This window comes from Priestia sp. LL-8 (assembly GCF_036227845.1).
GTDB classification, from domain to species: domain Bacteria; phylum Bacillota; class Bacilli; order Bacillales; family Bacillaceae_H; genus Priestia; species Priestia zanthoxyli.
The window spans coordinates 939,890-959,627 of record NZ_JAZAQH010000001.1; the positions used below are offsets into that span (position 1 = coordinate 939,890).

Genomic DNA, 19,738 nt, shown 5'->3' on the forward strand with positions numbered 1-19,738 from the left:
CTTTTTTGTATAAATGAGTAAAAAGGGTACTCTTGCAACAGACTAAAAAGATAAGAGAAATAAATTTTCAAAATTCCAAACTAACGGAAGATAAAAATTTTTATAATGATAGCGTTTTCTACCTTTGCATATCTACAAATTAAGACTATAATAGGACAAAAGATTTTACTTTGAAACGTAAAATCCTCCTAAATCGTGTCCTTTTTAGGACATTTGAATAGGTAGGATTTTTTATTTTTTTTAGAAGTAGGGAGGCGCGCGTGTTGGAGCGTAACGGAATATTAGAGCGCTTGTTTAAACTATCAGAGCGCAACACAACACCAAAACAAGAAATACTAGCAGGACTTACAACTTTTATGACGGTCAGTTATATGGTAATCGTCAATCCCATTATCATGTCTGACGCGGGTATCCCCCGAGAAGCGGCTCTTGCAGCTACCATTTACGCCATTGTATTTAGTACGTTACTGATGGCCCTATGGGCAAATTTCCCGATTGTAACCGGTCCAGGGATGGGTTTAAATGCGTTTTTTACGTATTCAGTCGTATTAGGGCAAGGGTTGTCATGGCAAACGGCACTTGGAGCAGTTTTTATATCCGGCGTGTTGTTTTTTGTTTTAACGGTAACAGGAATACGCGGAAAGATTATTGATGCCATTCCGAACGTATTAAAGTCTTCAATAGCAGTTGGAATTGGTCTTTTTGTTGCGTTTATCGGTTTGAAAAACGCTGGATTAGTTGTGGCAAACGAGTCTACTTTTGTAGGACTTGGAAATGTCATGGATAAAGGCCCCTTACTGGCTATTTTTGGGCTGATATTAGCAGCTGTACTGATGGCTAAAAATGTAAAAGGCGCTCTCATTATAAGTATTTTTGCTACGACAATATTAGCGATGATTGTAGGAGTACAAGCAGTTCCTCATTCGGTGAAAGACGTTTTTTCAGCTACGCCGCCAAGCGTCGGAGAAACATTCTTTCAAATGGATTTAAAAGGTGCAGTTGCCTACGGTATTTTTTCAGTTGTATTTTCTTTCACCATCGTAGAATTGTTTGATACGCTGGCGACATTGATTGGACTATCTAAAAAAGCAAATTTAGTAGATAAAAACGGTAAAATTCCAGGTTTAAATCGTGCGCTTGCAGCGGATTCAATCGGTACAATGGCGAGTGCTATTTTTGGAAGCACAGCACTAAATACGTATATTGAAAATGCAACAGGTATTGCCGAAGGAGGACGTACCGGCTTAAAGGCATTAACGGTTGCCATCTTATTTATATTTACCTTGTTTTTTGCACCGCTTATTCAATTTATCCCAAGCGTTGCTACTGCTCCAGCACTCATTATTATTGGTTCGCTTATGCTAAGTGACATTCGAAACGTTAACTTCGACGATTTTACTGAGGTTGTTCCCGCTTTCTTAACAATTGTCATGATGCCGTTAACCTACAGCATTGCAGAAGGGTTAGCATTCGGCTTCATTTCATACACAGCGATTAAACTGTTTACAGGACGCCATCGCGAAATTCATTGGATGATGTATGTAATCACCATTGCCTTTTTTATCAATTTTTATATGAGTTCCCATTAGGAAGAAAAGACGTAGCCTCAAGCTACGTCTTTTTTTGTTACTGAGTCCTTGTCAGAGAACATCGTGAAAGAATGAAGCTTTTCTTTTATTTTAGATAATTGTAAAATAATTATAAAAGGTGCCTTATAAAGGGTTGGTGGAATAAATTGAAACAAAGTAAACGCAAACGTGTCACCTTACAACAAGTGGCAGAACACGCGGGAGTATCTCGAGCTACCGCTTCTCTTATTGTACGAAATAGTCCAAGTGTTTCCGAAAAAACAAGAAAAAAAGTTCTAGCTTCGATGAAAGAGTTAGGATACGTATATGATCGTATTGCAGCAAATTTAAGATCTCAAACTTCATCAACAATCGGAGTTATTATTACGGATATATCTAATACGTTCTTTACAGAATTGTTAATTGGAGTACACGAGGAGCTCGAGAAAGACGGATATACGGTGTTTTTAGGTACGACGTTTGATTCGGATAATCGACAGGATCAGCTGCTTTCTACGATGCTAGAGCATCGGGTAGGGGGCATTATTTTATGTCCTGTTGCGGGTACATCGGAAGATACGGTAAGAAAAATTCAGCATTTAGATGTTCCTTCAGTACTAGCAGTAAGGGAATTGCCTGAAGTGGAGTCAGATTATGTAGGGGTAGATTATAGCTTAGGCGTTCAAAAAGCGGTTCAACACTTACTTGAACAGGGACATAAAAGAATCGCCTTTTTAGGAGGAACAACCGGTTCTACAACGTGGAAAGAAAGAATGGAAGGTTACCGTTCGGCGCTAAAGAACGCAGGAATTTCTATTGATGAAGAGCTTGTTATTCCGAGCGGTCCGACAAGAAGCGGCGGTGTAGAAGCTGCACATCAAGTACTGAACATTTCTGAGCCTCCAACAGCAGTTTTTTGTTTTAGCGACTTAGTTGCATTTGGCGTCATGCAAGGCTTAAAAGAGAAAGGGATCGCTCCGGGAGAAGATATAGCGGTAGTGGGATTTGATAATGTCATGGAATCATCCGTATGCCACCCTACTCTAACAACCGTTTCTTCTTTTGCAAGACAAATAGGAAAAGATGCTGCACGGTGTCTTCATAACCAAATTGTTGATAAAAAAGAACATCATCATCGCATTATTTTAACGCCTCAGTTAGTTGTTCGAGAATCGTCATCAAAAAAAAGAAGCAGTTAATGAACTGCTTCTTTTCCTTGTGAATTATTTGGACGGTTCGTAAATATCCCAAGCCATTTTCAAGGAATCAACAATATAATTTGCTACTTCTTCAATATCCAAATTGTCAGTTTCTACTTTGGAGTGGTGGTTGGAATAAATTGCTTGTCGCGTATAAAATAATTCTTCAATATCCTCTAGACTTCTTCCTTGTAAAACAGGGCGACTGTCAATAATGAGGCTGATGCGTTCTTTCCATGAATCCCATGAAAGGTCTAAAAAGAATACAATACAATTTGATAAGCATATTTTTTGAATTTCTTCTTGAAGAAATGCGCCTCCGCCAACGGATATAATTTTTAAACGCTGCTGAGATAACTGGCTAATTACTTCTTTTTCTTTATTTCGGAAAAACTCTTCACCAAACTCTTTAAAGATTTGTGATGTAGGCATTTGAAACATTTTTTCGATTTCTTGGTCTATATCGACAAAATCTCTGTATAATTTCTTAGCGACTAGTTCGCCGATTGTTGTTTTACCTACGCCCATAAAGCCAATAAATACAATGCTTTTTTCTCTAAGAGACATCTCGCTGTAAGTCATTTTTCAAAGCCTCTTTCTGTTTTTAACAATAAAAAACTTATTATTTTGTATTTTAGTTATTAGAATTATAATACAAATTTTACTGTTTGTAAAAACAGTGAAAGGTATATTATGTCCTACGAAGCAAGTATCAGCTCGCGTTTATAAAATTTTTGTTAGTCAACAGATGGTGATATGCTGTAACCAAAGCAAATTAGTAATAGGTAAGCTCGATCACAATCATTAATCTTTGTCATATTGACAGTGCTCCTACAGTGTATGTAAGAAAAAAAGAAGTGAACGTGAGACTACGTAAGAGAGTATAAGCAAACTAGACTCAGTATAAATAAATATTTTTAGAAAATTCTTTAATTTACTATTGCTAGATTAAAATTTCTGTTGTAGGATTATGATAACGTTTACAAAACGAGTTATTACTTTAAATTAATAGGATTTATAGAATACTGCATCAAGTTTAGATCGATCTATATTTAAAATTAGATCGATCTAAAAAGCAGTCAGGTCAATTGTTAAAAGGAGAGATAACAATGAGCTTTAGACGAGCAAGGCCTTATGTAAATAAAGAATGGCTTGAAGGTAATCGATCAGCAGTAAGTATTCAAAGTCCGTATACGCAGGAAGTAATTGGTGAGCAAGTTATAGCAACGCCAGAAGATGTTGAAAGAGCACTATCGGCCGCCTATGAAGCTAAAAAAACAGTTGCGGGCCTGTCTTCTTATGAAAGAGCAAAAATTTTAAAAGAAGCAGCAAGGCTTTTGGAAAAGCAAAAAGAAAAATTTGCTTCTCTCATCTCAAATGAGTTAGGAAAACCGCTGAAGAATACGTTGGATGAAGTATCTCGATCTGTAGAAACATTAGAGCAGTCCGCGGAAGAAGCAAAAAGGCTTATCGGTGAAACGATCCCCGGAGATGTTTCTGAACGAGGAGGAAAAGCGATAGCTTCTACATTCCGTGTGCCTGTGGGAGTAGTTGCTGCTATTACTCCTTTTAATGCACCTTTGAATTTAGTATGCCACAAAATTGGACCGGCTTTTGCTGCCGGCAACAGCGTTATTTTAAAACCAGCTCCGCAAACAACCTTAGTTGCTTCAGAGTTTATAGCTCTATTATTAGAAGCTGGAATGCCTGAATGCGCTATCAATATGGTTTTAGGCGGAGTAGAAACAGGACAGCAAATCGTAAAAGATGACCGGGTAAATGTCATTTCTTTTACCGGTGGAACAGTGGCAAGCAGAAATATATGTGAGCTGGCTGGAATGAAAAAAGTGCTTCTAGAATTAGGAGGAAATGCTTCAACAATCGTTCATGAAGATGCAGACATTAAGAAAGCTGCTGAAATGTGTGGGAGAACAGGGTTTAGCAACTCCGGTCAAAGCTGTATTTCAGTTCAGCGTATTTATGTACATGACTCAGTTGTTTCTGAATTTACAGAGCTTCTGAAGAGTGCGGTAATGTCTTTAAAAGTTGGAGATCCTCTGTTGCCGCAGACGGATGTTGGATGTTTAGTAGATGAAAAAGCAGCAAACCGAGTTTTGGCTTGGATTGAAGAAGCAGTCGATCTAGGTGCGAAGCTGATATGTGGCGGCAAAAAGACAGGAGCTTCTATAGAACCTACTGTTCTATTAAATCCTCCTAAACAAAGCAAAGTAGTGTGTCAAGAAGTGTTTGGCCCTGTGGTGAGCATCATTCCTTATCAAAACATTGAAGAAGCTATTCGGGAAACAAATGATTCATCATTCGGTTTGCAAGCAGGGCTGTTTACAAATCAAATGGATTTAGCTTACCGTGTTGCTGAATCTTTAGAAGTAGGAGGAGTTGTGATTAATGGAACCTCTAATTTTCGACTCGACCATTGGCCGTACGGTGGGATAAAAGACAGCGGCGTTGGTAGAGAAGGACCTCGCTTTGCGATTGAAGATATGACAGAAACAAAAATGATTGTCCTGCAGCTATCGTAGCTGAGTTTATTACCTGACAAACTATATAGTGAATTTAAAGGAGGATATACAATGGAAAAATTAATATCACATCAATTAGTAAATTATCTTGAGGAGCGAGGCATCGAGCATATTTTTGGTTTGTGTGGTCATACAAACATAGCGGTACTAACAGCCTTAGAAGAAAGCAAAATTAAATTTATCAACGTTCGACACGAACAAATTGCAGCGCATGCAGCTGATGGCTATGCGCGTGTGACGAAAAAAGCAGCAGTAGTATTAAGTCACTTAGGTCCTGGCTTAACAAATGCTGCTACAGGTGTAGCCAATGCAGCGTTAGATTCAATTCCAATGGTTGTCATCGCTGGTGATGTTCCTACTCATTATTATGGAAAGCATCCGCATCAAGAGGTAAATTTACATGCTGATGCTTCGCAATATGAAATTTATCGTCCATTCGTTAAGCGTGCATGGAGAGTTGACCGTCCAGATTTATTTCCAGAAATATTAGAGAAAGCATTTTTACTAGCGGAAAGTGGAAATCCTGGCCCCGTATTAGTATCTGTACCTATGGATATCTTTTCAAAAAAGATCGATGTTTCTTTATTTGATCGATTGCATCGCCAAACGAAATCTTTGCAAAAACCTTCTATCGATGACGAAACGGCAAAGAGTATTGTACAAAAACTAATTAATGCCAAAAATCCAGTGTTATATGTAGGCGGAGGTATCCTATTAGCAGATGCAGCAAATGAACTAAAAGAGCTCGTGGATCACTTGAATATTCCGGTAGCCCATTCCTTGATGGGAAAAGGAGCGCTTCCAGATGATCATGACTTGACTCTAGGGATGACAGGGTTTTGGGGCACGAAGTTTATTAATGAAAAGTGCCGGACTGCCGATTATATTTTAGCATTAGGAACACGGTTTGCAGAAGCAGATTCTAGCTCATGGGAGCCGGAGTATACGTTTGATTTTTCAAACACAAAATTGATTCATATTGATATTGATCCTAGCGAGATAGGGCGTAATTATCCCGCCGAAATTGGTGCAGTAGCTGATTTAAAACAAGCCCTTAAAGTCTTAAATCGCGTAGCTAAACAGCTTATTCCAGAAGGGGAAAAAAATGAAGCATTAATCAAAGAGATTGCTTCTTATCGTGAAGAGTTTAAAGCTAGCAATGAAGAGTATATTCACGATAATTCATTCCCAATGCAGCCGCAGCGAATTTTAAATGAAGTTCGTGAAGTCCTGCCGAAAGATGCCTATATTACTACTGATGTAGGCTGGAATAAGAATGGGGTAGGACAGCAGTTTCCAATCTATGAAGCTGGAAGTATATTAACTCCAGGAGGTTTTGCCACAATGGGATTTGGAGCGCCGGCAGCTTTAGGAGCAAAGGTAGCTCAGCCTGATAAAGTAGTTGTTTCTCTAGTAGGGGACGGGGGATTCGGCCAAAATCCAGCTGTACTTGCTACGGCAGCCGAAGAGAATATTCCTGTGGTTTGGATCATTATGAACAACTTTGCGTTTGGTACGATAGCGGGACTGCAAAAAGCACATTTTGGAACCACTCTAGGCACAGTATTTGAAAAAGATGGAGAGGTATATTCTCCTGACTTTGCAGGTATCGCTAAAGCTTATGGAGTAGAAGGTATAAAAATTCAATCAGCCGAAGAGTTTAAACCGGCGCTTCAAAGAGCTGTTGCTTCTAATAAACCAGTTGTAATTGATGTAGCGATGTTAAACAATCCCGTACCAACATCAGGACATTGGAACATCATGGATATTTATTCTCCAGATAAGAAAGTACACCATGTATCTGTTTAACAAGTATGGAACAAATGCTGAAATAGAAACGGAAATATTTAACTTTGATAAAAAGGAGCTGTTCCTATGTTAGAGAGAGGGGAAGGAACTCATTCTCCATCTATTTGTACGCCTTTAGTAGGCAAAAATCACAAAGAGCTTTTAACAGAGCTGGCGGACATTCTATTAAAAAAGCCGGATATAATTGAATGGCGCTTAGATTTTTATGAAGAAATTCAAGATATAAACAGCGTCCTTTGTGCAGCTAAAGGTATATATGAAAATAGCGAGCGTACTCCTATTTTGCTTACTGTACGTTCTCAAAAAGAAGGAGGGCAGCCTATTTCTTTATCAGAAAAGGAAGTAGTAGCCATACTTGCAGAGGTATGTAAACACCCGTATGTAGCAATTATTGATTTTGAAGTATCAAATCAGCCGGATCACATCCGCTATTTGCGTGAAGTTTCCAAGGAAAATAACAAGAAACTTGTGCTTTCTTATCATAATTTTTCTTTTACGCCTCCTAAAGCGGAAATTTTTAAAAGCTTATTTCTAGCTGAATTTTACGGAGCAGATGCAGCAAAAGCAGCTGTCATGCCTCAGAACAATCAAGATGTTTTAACTTTATTGGAAGCTACAAGAGAGGCTGAAAAAGAGCTCAGCATTCCTCTCATTACCATGTCAATGGGAGGGTTAGGAGCTATTAGCCGGATCGTCGGGTGGATGTACGGCTCTTCTGTTACTTTCGCTGTAGGGAAAAGCAGCTCAGCTCCTGGGCAAGTTCCAATTGATGAATTACGAAAAATAATTCAGTTAACAAAAAAAGTTACGGGTCCTGAGAGCAATCATTTCCATCAAATTGGTTCGATATAAAATAAAAAGAACAAGAGCATGCTATGCTCTTGTTCTTTTTATTTATCTTTTAAATGCACTGAAAGATAAACGCGAGTATCTTTTTTGCGCTCATATTTTGGATTAGCGCTTCGCGTATATTCTTTTGACTGATGTTCTATATGGTAGTTCTGTTCAAATTGTTTGATTGCTTCATTAATTTCTTCTTGCGTTCCCATTAATCTTACTTGTAGCATGTAACGTCTCCTTCCATATACTCTGCTTTTTGACTATATCATGAAATGAAAAAGAAGTAATTTTATTTTTGTTGACGAACCTGTATATACAGGTTAGAATAAAAACATAAAACTTGTATATACAGGTTTGTGGTGAGATTTATATGGGGGATAGGAAATACAGGAATAAAATGAAAGCGGAAACAAGGGGGAAAAGACATGAATCGAGAATCTGTGGAGCGCATTGTAGAAGCCGTTGGCGGAAAAGAAAATATCTCTGCTGCAACGCACTGTGTAACGCGTCTTCGACTTGTTTTAAAAGATGAAGGTAAAGTCAATCAACGTATGCTAGATGAGCACGAATTAGTAAAAGGATCTTTTTCTACAAACGGCCAGTTTCAAGTTGTTATCGGTCAAGGCACGGTTGATAAAGTATATAAAGAAATGGTGGCGCTTACAGGTATAGGCGAACTATCTAAAGAAGAAGTGAAAAACGAAGCGGCTAAAAACTTAAATCCGCTGCAGCGCGCAATAAAAACATTAGCTGACATTTTTATTCCCATTTTACCGGCCATCGTAACCGCGGGTTTATTGATGGGAATCAATAATGTACTAACAGGAGCCGGAATTTTTTACGATGATAAATCAATCGTAGATGTTCATACACAGTGGAAAGACTTCGCAAGTATGATTAATTTAATTGCGAATACGGCTTTTGCCTTTTTGCCAGCTCTTATTGGGTGGTCAGCTGTTACGCGTTTTGGAGGAAGTCCTTTATTTGGAATTGTCCTTGGGCTCATGCTCGTACACCCTGATTTGCTAAATGCATGGTCTTACGGAGAAGCATTAAAAAAAGGAAGTATCGATACTTGGAATTTATTTGGCCTGCATGTTGAGAAAGTCGGCTATCAAGGACAGGTTTTACCTGTGTTAGCTGCTTCATTCGTCTTGGCAAAAATCGAATTGTTTTTACGAAAACGCATACCGGATGGTTTTCAACTTTTGATTGTAGCACCTGTAGCTCTTTTAGTAACAGGGTTTCTCGCTTTTATTGTGATTGGTCCAATTACATTTGCAATAGGAAATGTTATTACAGGTGCAGTTGTATGGCTGTTTAAAACGGCTCCATTTATTGGAGGGCTTGTGTACGGAGGCTTATATGCTCTTCTTGTTATTACGGGCATGCACCATACATTTTTAGCCGTAGATTTACAGCTGATTGGAAGCGTGGGAAGTACGTTTTTATGGCCAATGGTAGCATTATCGAATATTGCACAAGGCTCTGCGGCTTTTGCGATAATGATTCTTTCAAAAAATGATGAGAAATTAAAAGGATTGTCTTTAACGTCAGGGATTTCAGCGTGGCTTGGCATTACGGAGCCTGCAATGTTTGGTGTAAATCTACGCTTTAGATTTGCTTTTATTTCTGCAGTGATTGGTTCTGCTATTGCTGGTGTCGTCATATCCGTTGCGGGAGTAAAAGCAGCATCGGTGGGAATCGGTGGTATCCCTGCTCCGTTATCAATTGTTCCACAGAGCTGGCCGCCTTTTATTATTGGAATGATAATCGTAATCGTAGTACCGTTTCTTTTAACGTTAACGCTTGGAAAGCTTCAGAAAAGATCAACCGTTACATCAACTGTCGCGGGTACAGACTCGTTTCAACATAATTCAAAGAATTAAATGGTGGTGTTAAAAATGCAAGAACCTTGGTGGAAAAAATCTGTTGTTTATCAAATTTATCCAAAAAGTTTTTATGATACGACTGGCAACGGCGTGGGTGATATAGCTGGCATTATTGAAAAGCTAGATTATTTGAAAAAGCTTGGCGTAGATGTTGTTTGGTTAACCCCAATTTATAAATCGCCGCAGCGGGATAATGGGTATGATATAAGTGATTATTTTGTTATTCAAGAAGAATACGGAACAATGGAGGACTTCGATCGTTTAATAACAGAAGCGCATAAGCGGGATCTTAAAATTATCATGGATATTGTCGTTAATCATACGTCAACTGAACATGAATGGTTTCAAGAAGCTAAAAAATCGAAAGATAATCCGTACAGAGATTTTTATATCTGGCGAGATCAAAAAGAAGATGGGAGGGCTCCGACGAATTGGGTTTCAAAATTTGGAGGATCAGCGTGGGAGCATGATAAGCTGACAGAACAATCGTATCTGCACTTGTTTGATGTAACGCAAGCGGATTTGAACTGGGAAAATGAGCGTGTGCGCCGCAGCGTGTACGACATGATGACGTTTTGGCTTGAAAAAGGTGTAGATGGATTTCGGCTAGACGTCATTAACTTAATTTCAAAAGATCAGCGCTTCTTAGATGATGATGGTTCGGTTGCACCAGGGGATGGCCGAAAATTCTACACCGACGGTCCTCGCGTGCACGAATATATGCGGGAAATGAATCAAGAAGTTTTTTCAAAATATGATAGTATGACCGTTGGGGAAATGTCATCGACAACCGTTGACCACTGCATTCAGTACTCTCATCCGGATCGGGACGAGCTTAGCATGACGTTTAATTTTCATCATTTGAAAGTTGATTACCCAAACGGAGAAAAGTGGGCGCTAGCAGATTTTGATTTTATTAAATTAAAAGAGATTTTATCAACTTGGCAAACGGAAATGAATAAAGGTGGAGGATGGAATGCATTATTTTGGTGCAACCATGATCAGCCTCGCGTTGTTTCACGCTATGGAAACGATGAACTCTATCATAATAAATCTGCTAAAATGCTCGCTGCAACAATTCATCTGATGCAGGGAACACCTTATATTTATCAAGGGGAAGAAATAGGTATGACAAACCCGAAATTTTCCTCTATTGATGAATATAGAGATGTGGAGTCATTAAATGTGTATGAGATAAAACGTGCACAAGGAATGGACGAAACTGAAATTTTGGAGATTTTAAAACATAAATCAAGAGACAATTCCCGTACACCGGTGCAATGGAGCGATGAGCCAAGTGCAGGTTTTACAAAAGGAAAGCCATGGATTAATCCGGCTGATAACTACCGTGAAATTAATGTGGAAAAAGCACTAGATGATAAAGATTCAATTTTTTACTTTTATCAAAAGCTTATTGCACTACGCAAGCAGTACGAGATTATCACCTATGGAAACTATGAATTGATTCTTGGAGAAGACGAGCAGATTTTCGCTTATATCCGAAATGGAGCAGACGAAAAGCTGCTCGTGATAAATAATTTCTACGGCAGCGAAACAATTTTTGAACTGCCAGAAGATATAACTTTTGAAGGATATGATAGTGAAATATTGCTGTCTAACTACGAAGGTTCATCAAAGGAATTCAAGCGAGTCTTACTTCGGCCGTATGAATCAATCGTGTATCATTTAAAAAAATAGAGAAAAAAGTAAAAAGAACGATGGGTGACAATCTATCGTTCTTTTTATACAATTGGGTATATATAGAAAGTAAAATAGGTGATGGCAATTGAAAGAAAATAAATTTATCAGCATTTACGAACAGTTAGTCGATAAAATTAAACGTGGTGACTGGCGTCCTAATACAAAACTTCCTTCTGAAAATGAGCTTGTTGAACAGTATCAAACGTCTCGTGAAACGATACGGAAAGCGTTAAATTTACTTTCACAAAATGGATACATTCAAAAAATGAAAGGAAAAGGTTCTTTTGTATTAGATGTATCACGCTTTGATTTTCCAGTATCAGGACTTGTTAGCTTCAAAGAAGTGGCGGAAAAGCTAGGACATACATCGACTACTATTGTAGAAGAATTTGAATTAGTCAAGGCCGATCAAGATCTGTGCACACAGCTTGGGGTGACAAAAAAAGATCTCATATGGAAAGTAATTCGAGCACGTGAAATCGATGGAGAAAAAATTATTTTAGATAAAGATTTTTTTCATAAAAAGTATGTTCCTCACCTCACAAAAGACATATGCAAAGGCTCTATTTATGAATACTTAGAAAAAGATCTTGGGCTGAAAATCAGCTTTGCTAAAAAAGAAATTTCCGTTGACGAGCTGACGGACGAAGATAAATGTTACTTAGATTTGAAAGACTATGAACATATTGTGGTAGTAAGAAACTATGTGTATCTAGAAGATGCAAGCCTTTTTCAATATACGGAATCACGTCATCGTCTTGATAAATTCCGTTTTGTAGATTTTGCTCGCAGAGGCGTATAATGTTCTACTCCCTATGAATTTATAGATACTTACACAAAAAACTGCTTTGGTATAGGAAACAAAGCAGTTTTTTTATGTAAAAAATTGAAAAAGCATCATCCTTTTGACGATAAAATTTTAAAAAGGTTGAATTTTTCTTTAGAATTTGTTTTAGTAGAACATAAGATTATTTTATATTTGTATAATGTTATTCATACAGAATAGGGGTTTATTGTTCTTTTTTTTATTAGATATATAAGAAATTGTTATTTAAAAACGATAATTTCATTAGTAATTCTAATAAAGGTATTTATCTACAGCATTAAAGAGAGCTGCTCAAACAATACTAAGTAAAAAGGAGGAGACGGAATGAGTAACGATTATCGACTTTATCCTCTTGGTGACAGCGGCATTGTCGTTTCATTTGGAGACGAAATTAATTTCGGCATACATAAACGCATTCAGCAGTTTACTCAGGTACTAGAGCAATCATTATGTAAGGGAATGATTGAATATGTGCCGGCTTTTACAACAGTTACAATCTATTATGACCCTTGGATAATGAGTGAAAAAGGAAGAAGAAATCCTTACACAGCAATATCTACATATATTGAAGAACTGCTTTCCAATCAGGAAGAAAAATCTGAAGCGGTCGCTAGACAAATTGATATTCCGGTGTGTTACGGAGGAAAGTACGGACCGGATTTAGAGAAAGTAGCTGCTTTTCATTCCTTAACGCCTGATGAAGTTATCTCCATTCATACGAGTGGAGAATATTTAGTGTATATGATAGGTTTTGCTCCTGGTTTTCCTTACTTGGGAGGGATGAGCGAAGAAATTGCGACTCCAAGAAAAGAATCACCGAGAAGCAGCATACCAAAAGGGTCAGTTGGCATTGCAGGAATGCAAACCGGCGTGTACCCAATTGAGACACCTGGAGGATGGCAGTTAATCGGGCGTACTCCTCTTACACTATTTAACCCAAAAAAAGATTCGCCAAGCTTGCTTCAAGCAGGTGATCGTATTCGATTTGTTTCCATTTCTGAAACGGAATATAAAGCCCAAAAGGAGGTGGATGAAGATGAGTATTAAAGTGATACGTCCCGGTTTATTAACAACGATTCAAGATATCGGCAGACATGGATATCAAAAGGACGGCATGATTGTCAGCGGGGCAATGGACAAAGTTGCTTTAAGGATTGCCAACTTATTAGTAGGAAATCAAGAAAATCAGCCGGTTATTGAAATTACGTTAATGGGACCAAAAATGGAATTTCAGCAAGATGCTTTGATTGCCCTGACAGGAGGGGATTTATCGCCAACTGTTAATGGTGAAGCCGTAAAGATGTGGCGGCCTTTATATGTGAAAAAAGGGAGCGTGCTGCAGTTTGGTGTTCCGACTTTAGGGTGCCGTTCTTATTTATCGGTTTCCGGTGCTTTTAATGTTCCGGCAGTTATGGGAAGTACATCCACTTCACTTCGCGCTCGAATAGGCGGGCTGCATGGTAAAGCATTACAGTCAGGAGACGAAATATTAAGCCATCCTCTTACAGAAACAGGGGAAGCAATTATAAAGAAACTGGTGAAACAGCAAACGGACCGCTCTTTTCAGCAGGCTTTTTGGACGATTCATCCTAAACTTATTCCTTCATACGAGACGCCTATTATCCGCACGATGAAGGGTGCGGAATTTGATTGGTTTACAAAAGAAAGTCAACAGCATTTCTTTAATCAAGAATTTGACGTTACCCCTCAATCTGACCGCATGGGCTATAGGCTAAAAGGGAAGAAACTAGTCCTTGAGCAGGAAAAAGAGCTACTTTCTAGCGCTGTGACGTTCGGTACGATTCAAGTACCAAAAGAAGGACAGCCCATTGTTTTATTAGCAGATCATCAAACCACAGGAGGATATCCTAGAATCGGACAGGTAGCAACTGCAGATTTTTCAGCGCTTGCGCAAATTTCTCCAGGGAAAAAGGTTTCTTTTCAAGCAATTTCACTGGATGAAGCGCAGCATTTATATATGGAGCAGGAAAAGAAAATAAATCATATTAAAAGAGCACTTCGAATGAAAATATAAGGAGAGAAGAAGATGGCTACCGTTGATTTGAACTGTGACTTAGGGGAGAGCTTTGGAAACTATAGATTAGGAAATGATAAAGAAATTTTACGCTATGTAACGTCAGCAAACATTGCCTGCGGCTTTCATGCCGGAGATCCTTCGGTTATGAGAGAAACAGTAAAGCTGGCTTTGAGTGAAAATGTGGCGATTGGCGCGCACCCCGGATTGCAAGATTTAGCTGGATTTGGACGTAGATATATGAAAATTACGCCTCGAGAAGCTTATGATTTAATGGTGTATCAAATGGGGGCTCTTTCAGCTTTTATACGTGCAGAAGGAGGGACCCTTCATCATGTGAAACCTCATGGTGCTTTATATAATATGGCTGCAGGGGATCGAGACATAGCTAAAGCTATTGCTGAAGCTGTTTATAATGTTAGTGAGGAAGCTATTCTATATGGTTTGGCTGGAAGTGAATTGATTAAAGCCGGAAACGAAATGGGATTGCGTACGTCTCAGGAAGTATTTGCAGATCGAACCTATCAACAGAACGGCATGCTGACGCCGAGAAACGTTGAAAACGCCGTGATTCAAGATGAAGAAGCGGCTATTTCTCAAGTAATTAAAATGGTCAAAGAAAAGAAAGTATTCACTGTGCAAAATGAAGAGATTTCCATTCAAGCAGATACCGTTTGTATTCATGGAGACGGTGCACATGCTGTTGAATTTGCCAAAGCTATTTGTGACAAGCTAAAAGAAGAACAAATTATTATTCAACCACAATGAGGTGACATCATGAAAAAAGAACGCAACTGGAGCGTGCTGCTCGGCGCAGCATTTTTAATGGCTACTTCAGCAGTGGGGCCAGGTTTTTTAACTCAAACGACGGTCTTTACACAAGCTCTCGCCGCAAGTTTTGGTTTTGTCATTTTACTGTCGATTTTATTAGACATTGGCGTTCAGCTAAACGTATGGCGTATTATTGCCGTTTCAGAAAAAAGAGCACAGGATATCGCTAACAGTGTTTTGCCAGGTCTCGGCTTATTTATTGCTATTTTAATTGTAATCGGAGGCTTAGCATTTAATATTGGAAATGTAGGAGGCGCGGGTCTTGGCTTTAATGCGCTATTTGGTATTTCTCCTAAAGCGGGTGCAGTCATTACAGCCATCATTTCTATCGCAATCTTTTTAGTCAAAGAAGCCGGAAAATTAATGGATCGTTTTGCTCAATTAATGGGCGGAATATTAATTGTTTTAATGGTATATGTTGCTGTTTCTTCCGCTCCTCCAGTAGGAGAAGCGGTATCTAAAACATTTTGGCCAGATAAAATTGACGTCATGGCGATTGTTACGCTTGTAGGAGGAACGGTAGGAGGATATATTACATTTGCAGGAGGTCACCGTTTATTAGATGCAGGAATCAAAGGAAAAGCCGCGATTCCTGAAGTAACAAGAGGAGCAGTATCCGGTATTACCATTGCTTCGATCATTCGAATTTTTCTATTTTTAGCGACATTAGGTGTGTTGAGTCAAGGGTTAAAACTGAATCCTGATAATCCACCTGCCTCTGTTTTTCAGTTAGCCGCAGGAGATATTGGCTATAAATTATTCGGTGTCGTTATGGCAGCGGCGGCTATCACTTCAGTTATTGGTTCGGCATATACATCGGTTTCCTTTATTAAATCCTTCAGCAAAAGGATTGAGAAATATGAAAACTGGATTATCATTGCATTTATTACAATTTCAACCCTGGTTTTCTTAACGATTGGTCAGCCGGTCACGCTGCTCATTTTAGCTGGAGCATTAAATGGGTTAATCTTACCTATTACACTCGGTACAATGCTTATTGCGGCGTATAAAAAGAAGATAGTAGGCGATTACAAGCATCCGACTTGGCTTACCGTTTTTGGCGGTTTTGTGGTCGTTATTATGGCTGTGCTAGGAGTCTATACGCTTGTGACTCAAATGGCAAAACTGTGGTAAGGAATGCTATAACCAATTAAAAAAGGGCCTTCTGGCCCTTTTTTAATTGGTTATAGGCAATACATATAAAATGATTGCTAAAAAGTGGAGTACGGTTCCGCCAAGAACAAACATATGCCAAATCATATGATGAAAACGAAATCCTCGCCATACGTAAAAAACGGCCCCGATTGTATACAATACGCCTCCAACTACGAGAAGGACAATTCCTTGATGGGCAATGTTTTGAGTTAACGAATCCCACGCAAACACAATCATCCATCCCATAAATACGTAAAGAATGGTGGAAATAAAAAGGAATTTCTTCACAAAAAAAGCTTTGAATACAATTCCTGCAAGAGCGATGCCCCATACAATTCCAAAAAGTGTCCAGCCGGTGGTTCCTTTAACTGCGATAAATAAAAATGGAGTGTACGTCCCGGCAATAAACAAATAAATAGAAGAGTGGTCAAATATCTCAAAAAGGTCTTTTACCTTACCTTCCGGAAAACTATGGACAAGCGTAGAGGAGACATAGAGAAGCAGCATGGTTACTCCGTAAATAGTAAAACTGATAACATGCCAAGGCGTTCCTTCTAACGAAGAAAGTACGATTAAAAGCGTTAATCCAACAATGCTGAGTACGGCTCCAACGCCGTGTGTAATCGCATTTGCAATTTCTTCTCCTCTTGTAAATGTGTGTGTAGTAGCCATTTACAAAATCCTTTCTTTACACAAATTTATCTTCTATTTTCTCAGAGGATCAGTTTTGAACATACCTGCTGAGAAAAAATCCGTAACGGTCAAAAACATGAGTGAAAAAGTCATTGGTTATTTCTTTATTATAGACCATTCTTTTGATTTTATCTATTTTGACTGGAGGTCCGAAAAGAGGAAAGATGTATATGTGAATGTTCACTAGCTGTAAAAAGCATGTATAGAAGAAAAAAATTGCTTTTTGAAAAAATGGCAGAAAAGTTGTCATGAAGGCATGATTTTGAAATACATATAAAATAAAACTTTTAACAGTCAAGGTTACGATTACTGCTTAGCTCATTTGCAATAGATAAGTAACAAGATTGTAAGAAGGCAGGGGGATGGACGCAGTGAAAAAAGAAGTTATTTTTGATGAAACAGGCACATACAAATACTCTCTATTATGCAAATGGAGTGAAGTAAACGAACGTAAACTTACGTTTATCTTGTCATTTCCAGAGAATACGTATGAATACAGCGACGATACCGCTGTATCCAAATGCATAGAACTGGCGCAAAAGTGGGGATTTGGAGTCTTAGAAATCGTTTATTTATTCAGCTATCAAACCGACCATGTTTCGTTTTTACGCATGCTTTCAAAAGAAGAAGCTGTTGGAACAAGAACAGGTGAATATATTCAAAAAGCAGTGGAAGATGCTGAACTGGTTGTGGTAGCTTGGGGTGATCATGGAAGCGTTTATAACCGGCAAGAGGAAGTAGAACGCTTTTTGAAACACAAGCCGGTATACTGTTTTGGAAAAACGAAGCAGCAATTCCCTCGCCATATTTTATCCGTCGTGCACCGTACAGAATTACAGAAATACGAAGTGCCGGCTAATCGTGAAGAGTCAGAAGAAGTTTCTTCGTTTATTGAAGACATAGATCAAAGTTTTGGTGGAGAGGATTATTCTCCAATTAAACAACTAACAGAAGAAGAACCGCTTATGTTTATTGAAGACATTGCCAGTATGTATCGATAAAGAGAAAAAGCGAGGTTTATATTCCTCGCTTTTTCGTTAGTATAAAACACCAAGTTTTGTCATATGGTTGTATCAAGAAGCGTGTGTGAAGGGGGAACTTTATGAAGTTGAATGAAGTGTTGCACCGCATCACAACTATTTATAATGAGCTAGAAGAAGAGTGCTTTCAATATATAGGGGCTGTGATCAACGAAAATGCAGAGCTGGATATTTCTCGTCTAGAAGAATTAAGTACGCTGTTAAACTTCGTATATGAATGCTCGCAGGATGTATTAGTAGGTTCTATTTTAACAAAATTGGATTATGGACAACCCATTTATCAATTTGCTATGTTAAAGCCTATTTCCCTTGAAGGAAATGAAGATAAGTTAGATATTTTATATGAAGAAAAGGTAAAAGTAGAAAGAGCTATTCTAGATGTGTATACAGCTCAGCGAAAGAAGTTATTGACTCAAGCAGCTGAAGACTTAAAAGAACTGCACTACGAGCTGCAGACCTATGTGTATGCTTGCAACATATAAGTGAATCTGTTGAAATGGCAGGGCATATATACAAATAAAAGGGAACATGTTAGGATAAGTAAAAAGAACTCCTAATCAAAGAGTTCTTTTTATTGTAAAATATATGATTTTGAACTAGTAAAGCATAAAGACGGCGGTAATGGCAGTTACCCTTTTCTTTGTGCTTTTTTTATCCGATTGTGTTGATGATGCTGCTTACTGCGTTAAAAAAGTTCATAAGTACCTCGTTTAGCATGTAATATGCCTCCTCTCTTACTAAATATGTACAATCAAATTATCCAATTGTGTTAATGATGCTGCTTACCGCGTTAAATAAGTTCATTAAAACGTCGTTGAACATGTTTGCAACCTCCTTTATGATAGATTCATATAGTACTACGAGAAAACATAAAGTTTGGATCACATTTTTTAAATGTTTTTTGAGAAAAATAGTTAAAAAGAGAGTTTAATGGAGGTTGAAGAAGATGAACTCGTTTACAAACGACGAAAAGCAAGCGGTATATAAAGCGATTTACGGAAGAAGAGATGTACGAACATTTTTGTCTGATGAGATTCCGAATGAAACCGTTTATAACATTCTACAGGCTGCTCACAGCGGACCTTCCGTCGGGTTTATGCAGCCTTGGAATTTTATACTAGTATCTGATACAGAAGTGAAAAATAAACTTGCCTGGGCAGCAGATAAAGAGAGAAGAGCACTGGCTATTCATTATGAAGGTGAAAAGAAAGAAGATTTTTTAGAGCTAAAGATTCAAGGGTTAAAAGAAGCGCCGTTAACTATTTGCGTAACGTGTGATCCAACAAGAGGAGGCTCTCATGTTCTCGGAAGAAACTCAATTCCAGAAACCGATATGATGTCAACTGCATGTGCGATTCAAAATATGTGGCTTGCTTCATATGCAGAAGGACTGGCAATGGGGTGGGTAAGTTTTTATAAGAAAAATGATGTACGTGACATTTTACATATTCCTCCTCATATTGATCCTGTAGCGCTCATGTCAATTGGCTATACAGATAAATACCCTGAGAAACCAATCTTAGAACAAGCTAACTGGGAAAAAAGAAGGGATTTAGACAAGCTAATTTATCATAATATATGGGAAAATGAAAAAGAATAGCGGAGAGAA

Annotated in this window: 18 protein-coding genes; 15 read left to right on the top strand and 3 right to left on the bottom strand. The window is 38.3% G+C overall.

Annotation, left to right across the window (positions count from 1 at the left end):
• The first annotated feature begins 263 nt into the window (after positions 1-263).
• Both U9R83_RS04830 and U9R83_RS04835 read left to right on the top strand, forming a co-directional pair.
• Complete coding sequence (locus tag U9R83_RS04830) at positions 264-1,589, top strand: NCS2 family permease (protein WP_013055656.1); 1,326 nt, start codon at positions 264-266, stop codon at positions 1,587-1,589.
• Between the two features lie 146 nt (positions 1,590-1,735).
• A complete protein-coding gene (locus U9R83_RS04835; RefSeq protein WP_115653162.1) occupies positions 1,736-2,767 on the top strand; it encodes a LacI family DNA-binding transcriptional regulator in 1,032 nt (343 codons plus the stop codon).
• A gap of 24 nt (positions 2,768-2,791) precedes the next feature.
• On the opposite strand, the gene U9R83_RS04840 is transcribed toward U9R83_RS04835, so the two are convergent.
• A complete protein-coding gene (locus U9R83_RS04840; protein ID WP_013055659.1) occupies positions 2,792-3,349 on the bottom strand; it encodes a shikimate kinase in 558 nt (185 codons plus the stop codon).
• Between the two features lie 527 nt (positions 3,350-3,876).
• Between U9R83_RS04840 and U9R83_RS04845 the strand changes: the two genes are divergently transcribed.
• From U9R83_RS04845 to aroD, 3 genes are all read left to right on the top strand, one after another.
• Positions 3,877-5,307, top strand: a complete 1,431-nt coding sequence (locus tag U9R83_RS04845; RefSeq protein ID WP_014461354.1) for an aldehyde dehydrogenase family protein — start codon at positions 3,877-3,879, stop codon at positions 5,305-5,307.
• A gap of 51 nt (positions 5,308-5,358) precedes the next feature.
• A complete protein-coding gene (locus U9R83_RS04850; RefSeq protein WP_014461353.1) occupies positions 5,359-7,116 on the top strand; it encodes a thiamine pyrophosphate-binding protein in 1,758 nt (585 codons plus the stop codon).
• A gap of 66 nt (positions 7,117-7,182) precedes the next feature.
• Positions 7,183-7,968 (top strand): type I 3-dehydroquinate dehydratase, encoded by a 786-nt coding sequence (gene aroD / locus U9R83_RS04855; protein ID WP_226700955.1) that lies wholly within the window; start codon positions 7,183-7,185, stop codon positions 7,966-7,968.
• A 38-nt stretch (positions 7,969-8,006) separates the two neighbouring features.
• Here the strand turns inward: aroD and U9R83_RS04860 are convergent, their stop codons facing one another.
• Complete coding sequence (locus U9R83_RS04860) at positions 8,007-8,183, bottom strand: YvzF family protein (RefSeq protein WP_226700956.1); 177 nt, start codon at positions 8,181-8,183, stop codon at positions 8,007-8,009.
• A 198-nt stretch (positions 8,184-8,381) separates the two neighbouring features.
• Here U9R83_RS04860 and treP point away from each other — a divergent pair, with 198 nt between their 5' ends.
• From treP to U9R83_RS04895, 7 genes are all read left to right on the top strand, one after another.
• On the top strand, positions 8,382-9,845 hold the full coding sequence (gene treP / locus U9R83_RS04865; RefSeq protein ID WP_328575076.1) for a PTS system trehalose-specific EIIBC component: 1,464 nt from the start codon (positions 8,382-8,384) through the stop codon (positions 9,843-9,845).
• A gap of 15 nt (positions 9,846-9,860) precedes the next feature.
• Positions 9,861-11,546, top strand: coding sequence for an alpha,alpha-phosphotrehalase (treC, locus tag U9R83_RS04870; protein ID WP_243548822.1), 1,686 nt, complete (start codon positions 9,861-9,863; stop codon positions 11,544-11,546).
• An 88-nt stretch (positions 11,547-11,634) separates the two neighbouring features.
• On the top strand, positions 11,635-12,351 hold the full coding sequence (gene treR / locus U9R83_RS04875) for a trehalose operon repressor (RefSeq protein ID WP_042992290.1): 717 nt from the start codon (positions 11,635-11,637) through the stop codon (positions 12,349-12,351).
• 348 nt (positions 12,352-12,699) lie between these two features.
• Positions 12,700-13,422 (top strand): 5-oxoprolinase subunit PxpB, encoded by a 723-nt coding sequence (pxpB, locus tag U9R83_RS04880; protein ID WP_243548823.1) that lies wholly within the window; start codon positions 12,700-12,702, stop codon positions 13,420-13,422.
• Complete coding sequence (locus tag U9R83_RS04885) at positions 13,412-14,410, top strand: biotin-dependent carboxyltransferase family protein (protein WP_243548825.1); 999 nt, start codon at positions 13,412-13,414, stop codon at positions 14,408-14,410. The genes pxpB and U9R83_RS04885 overlap by 11 nt, the downstream gene beginning before the upstream one ends.
• A gap of 12 nt (positions 14,411-14,422) precedes the next feature.
• Complete coding sequence (locus U9R83_RS04890) at positions 14,423-15,178, top strand: LamB/YcsF family protein (protein WP_221780532.1); 756 nt, start codon at positions 14,423-14,425, stop codon at positions 15,176-15,178.
• 9 nt (positions 15,179-15,187) lie between these two features.
• The gene (locus U9R83_RS04895; protein WP_140451597.1) at positions 15,188-16,375 is read left to right on the top strand and encodes an NRAMP family divalent metal transporter; all 1,188 of its coding nucleotides are present in this window, start codon (positions 15,188-15,190) and stop codon (positions 16,373-16,375) included.
• A gap of 42 nt (positions 16,376-16,417) precedes the next feature.
• Here the strand turns inward: U9R83_RS04895 and trhA are convergent, their stop codons facing one another.
• Positions 16,418-17,068, bottom strand: coding sequence for a PAQR family membrane homeostasis protein TrhA (gene trhA / locus U9R83_RS04900; RefSeq protein WP_013055671.1), 651 nt, complete (start codon positions 17,066-17,068; stop codon positions 16,418-16,420).
• 383 nt (positions 17,069-17,451) lie between these two features.
• Here trhA and U9R83_RS04905 point away from each other — a divergent pair, with 383 nt between their 5' ends.
• From U9R83_RS04905 to bluB, 3 genes are all read left to right on the top strand, one after another.
• A complete protein-coding gene (locus U9R83_RS04905) occupies positions 17,452-18,090 on the top strand; it encodes a DUF1643 domain-containing protein (protein WP_226700960.1) in 639 nt (212 codons plus the stop codon).
• A gap of 101 nt (positions 18,091-18,191) precedes the next feature.
• The gene (locus tag U9R83_RS04910) at positions 18,192-18,611 is read left to right on the top strand and encodes a hypothetical protein (RefSeq protein WP_014461339.1); all 420 of its coding nucleotides are present in this window, start codon (positions 18,192-18,194) and stop codon (positions 18,609-18,611) included.
• Between the two features lie 464 nt (positions 18,612-19,075).
• Positions 19,076-19,729, top strand: coding sequence for a 5,6-dimethylbenzimidazole synthase (gene bluB / locus U9R83_RS04915; RefSeq protein WP_034269758.1), 654 nt, complete (start codon positions 19,076-19,078; stop codon positions 19,727-19,729).
• The last annotated feature ends 9 nt before the right edge of the window (positions 19,730-19,738 follow it).

What these genes read in the sequence shown, in the direction of transcription:
- U9R83_RS04840 (WP_013055659.1), bottom strand. Translation starts at nt 3,349, where the DNA reads ATGACTTACAGCGAGATGTCTCTTAGAGAAAAAAGCATTGTATTTATT.
- U9R83_RS04845 (WP_014461354.1), top strand. Translation starts at nt 3,877, where the DNA reads ATGAGCTTTAGACGAGCAAGGCCTTATGTAAATAAAGAATGGCTTGAA.
- U9R83_RS04850 (WP_014461353.1), top strand. Translation starts at nt 5,359, where the DNA reads ATGGAAAAATTAATATCACATCAATTAGTAAATTATCTTGAGGAGCGA.
- aroD (WP_226700955.1), top strand. Translation starts at nt 7,183, where the DNA reads ATGTTAGAGAGAGGGGAAGGAACTCATTCTCCATCTATTTGTACGCCT.
- U9R83_RS04860 (WP_226700956.1), bottom strand. Translation starts at nt 8,183, where the DNA reads ATGCTACAAGTAAGATTAATGGGAACGCAAGAAGAAATTAATGAAGCA.
- treP (WP_328575076.1), top strand. Translation starts at nt 8,382, where the DNA reads ATGAATCGAGAATCTGTGGAGCGCATTGTAGAAGCCGTTGGCGGAAAA.
- treC (WP_243548822.1), top strand. Translation starts at nt 9,861, where the DNA reads ATGCAAGAACCTTGGTGGAAAAAATCTGTTGTTTATCAAATTTATCCA.
- pxpB (WP_243548823.1), top strand. Translation starts at nt 12,700, where the DNA reads ATGAGTAACGATTATCGACTTTATCCTCTTGGTGACAGCGGCATTGTC.
- U9R83_RS04885 (WP_243548825.1), top strand. Translation starts at nt 13,412, where the DNA reads ATGAGTATTAAAGTGATACGTCCCGGTTTATTAACAACGATTCAAGAT.
- U9R83_RS04890 (WP_221780532.1), top strand. Translation starts at nt 14,423, where the DNA reads ATGGCTACCGTTGATTTGAACTGTGACTTAGGGGAGAGCTTTGGAAAC.
- U9R83_RS04895 (WP_140451597.1), top strand. Translation starts at nt 15,188, where the DNA reads ATGAAAAAAGAACGCAACTGGAGCGTGCTGCTCGGCGCAGCATTTTTA.
- trhA (WP_013055671.1), bottom strand. Translation starts at nt 17,068, where the DNA reads ATGGCTACTACACACACATTTACAAGAGGAGAAGAAATTGCAAATGCG.
- U9R83_RS04905 (WP_226700960.1), top strand. Translation starts at nt 17,452, where the DNA reads ATGGACGCAGTGAAAAAAGAAGTTATTTTTGATGAAACAGGCACATAC.
- U9R83_RS04910 (WP_014461339.1), top strand. Translation starts at nt 18,192, where the DNA reads ATGAAGTTGAATGAAGTGTTGCACCGCATCACAACTATTTATAATGAG.
- bluB (WP_034269758.1), top strand. Translation starts at nt 19,076, where the DNA reads ATGAACTCGTTTACAAACGACGAAAAGCAAGCGGTATATAAAGCGATT.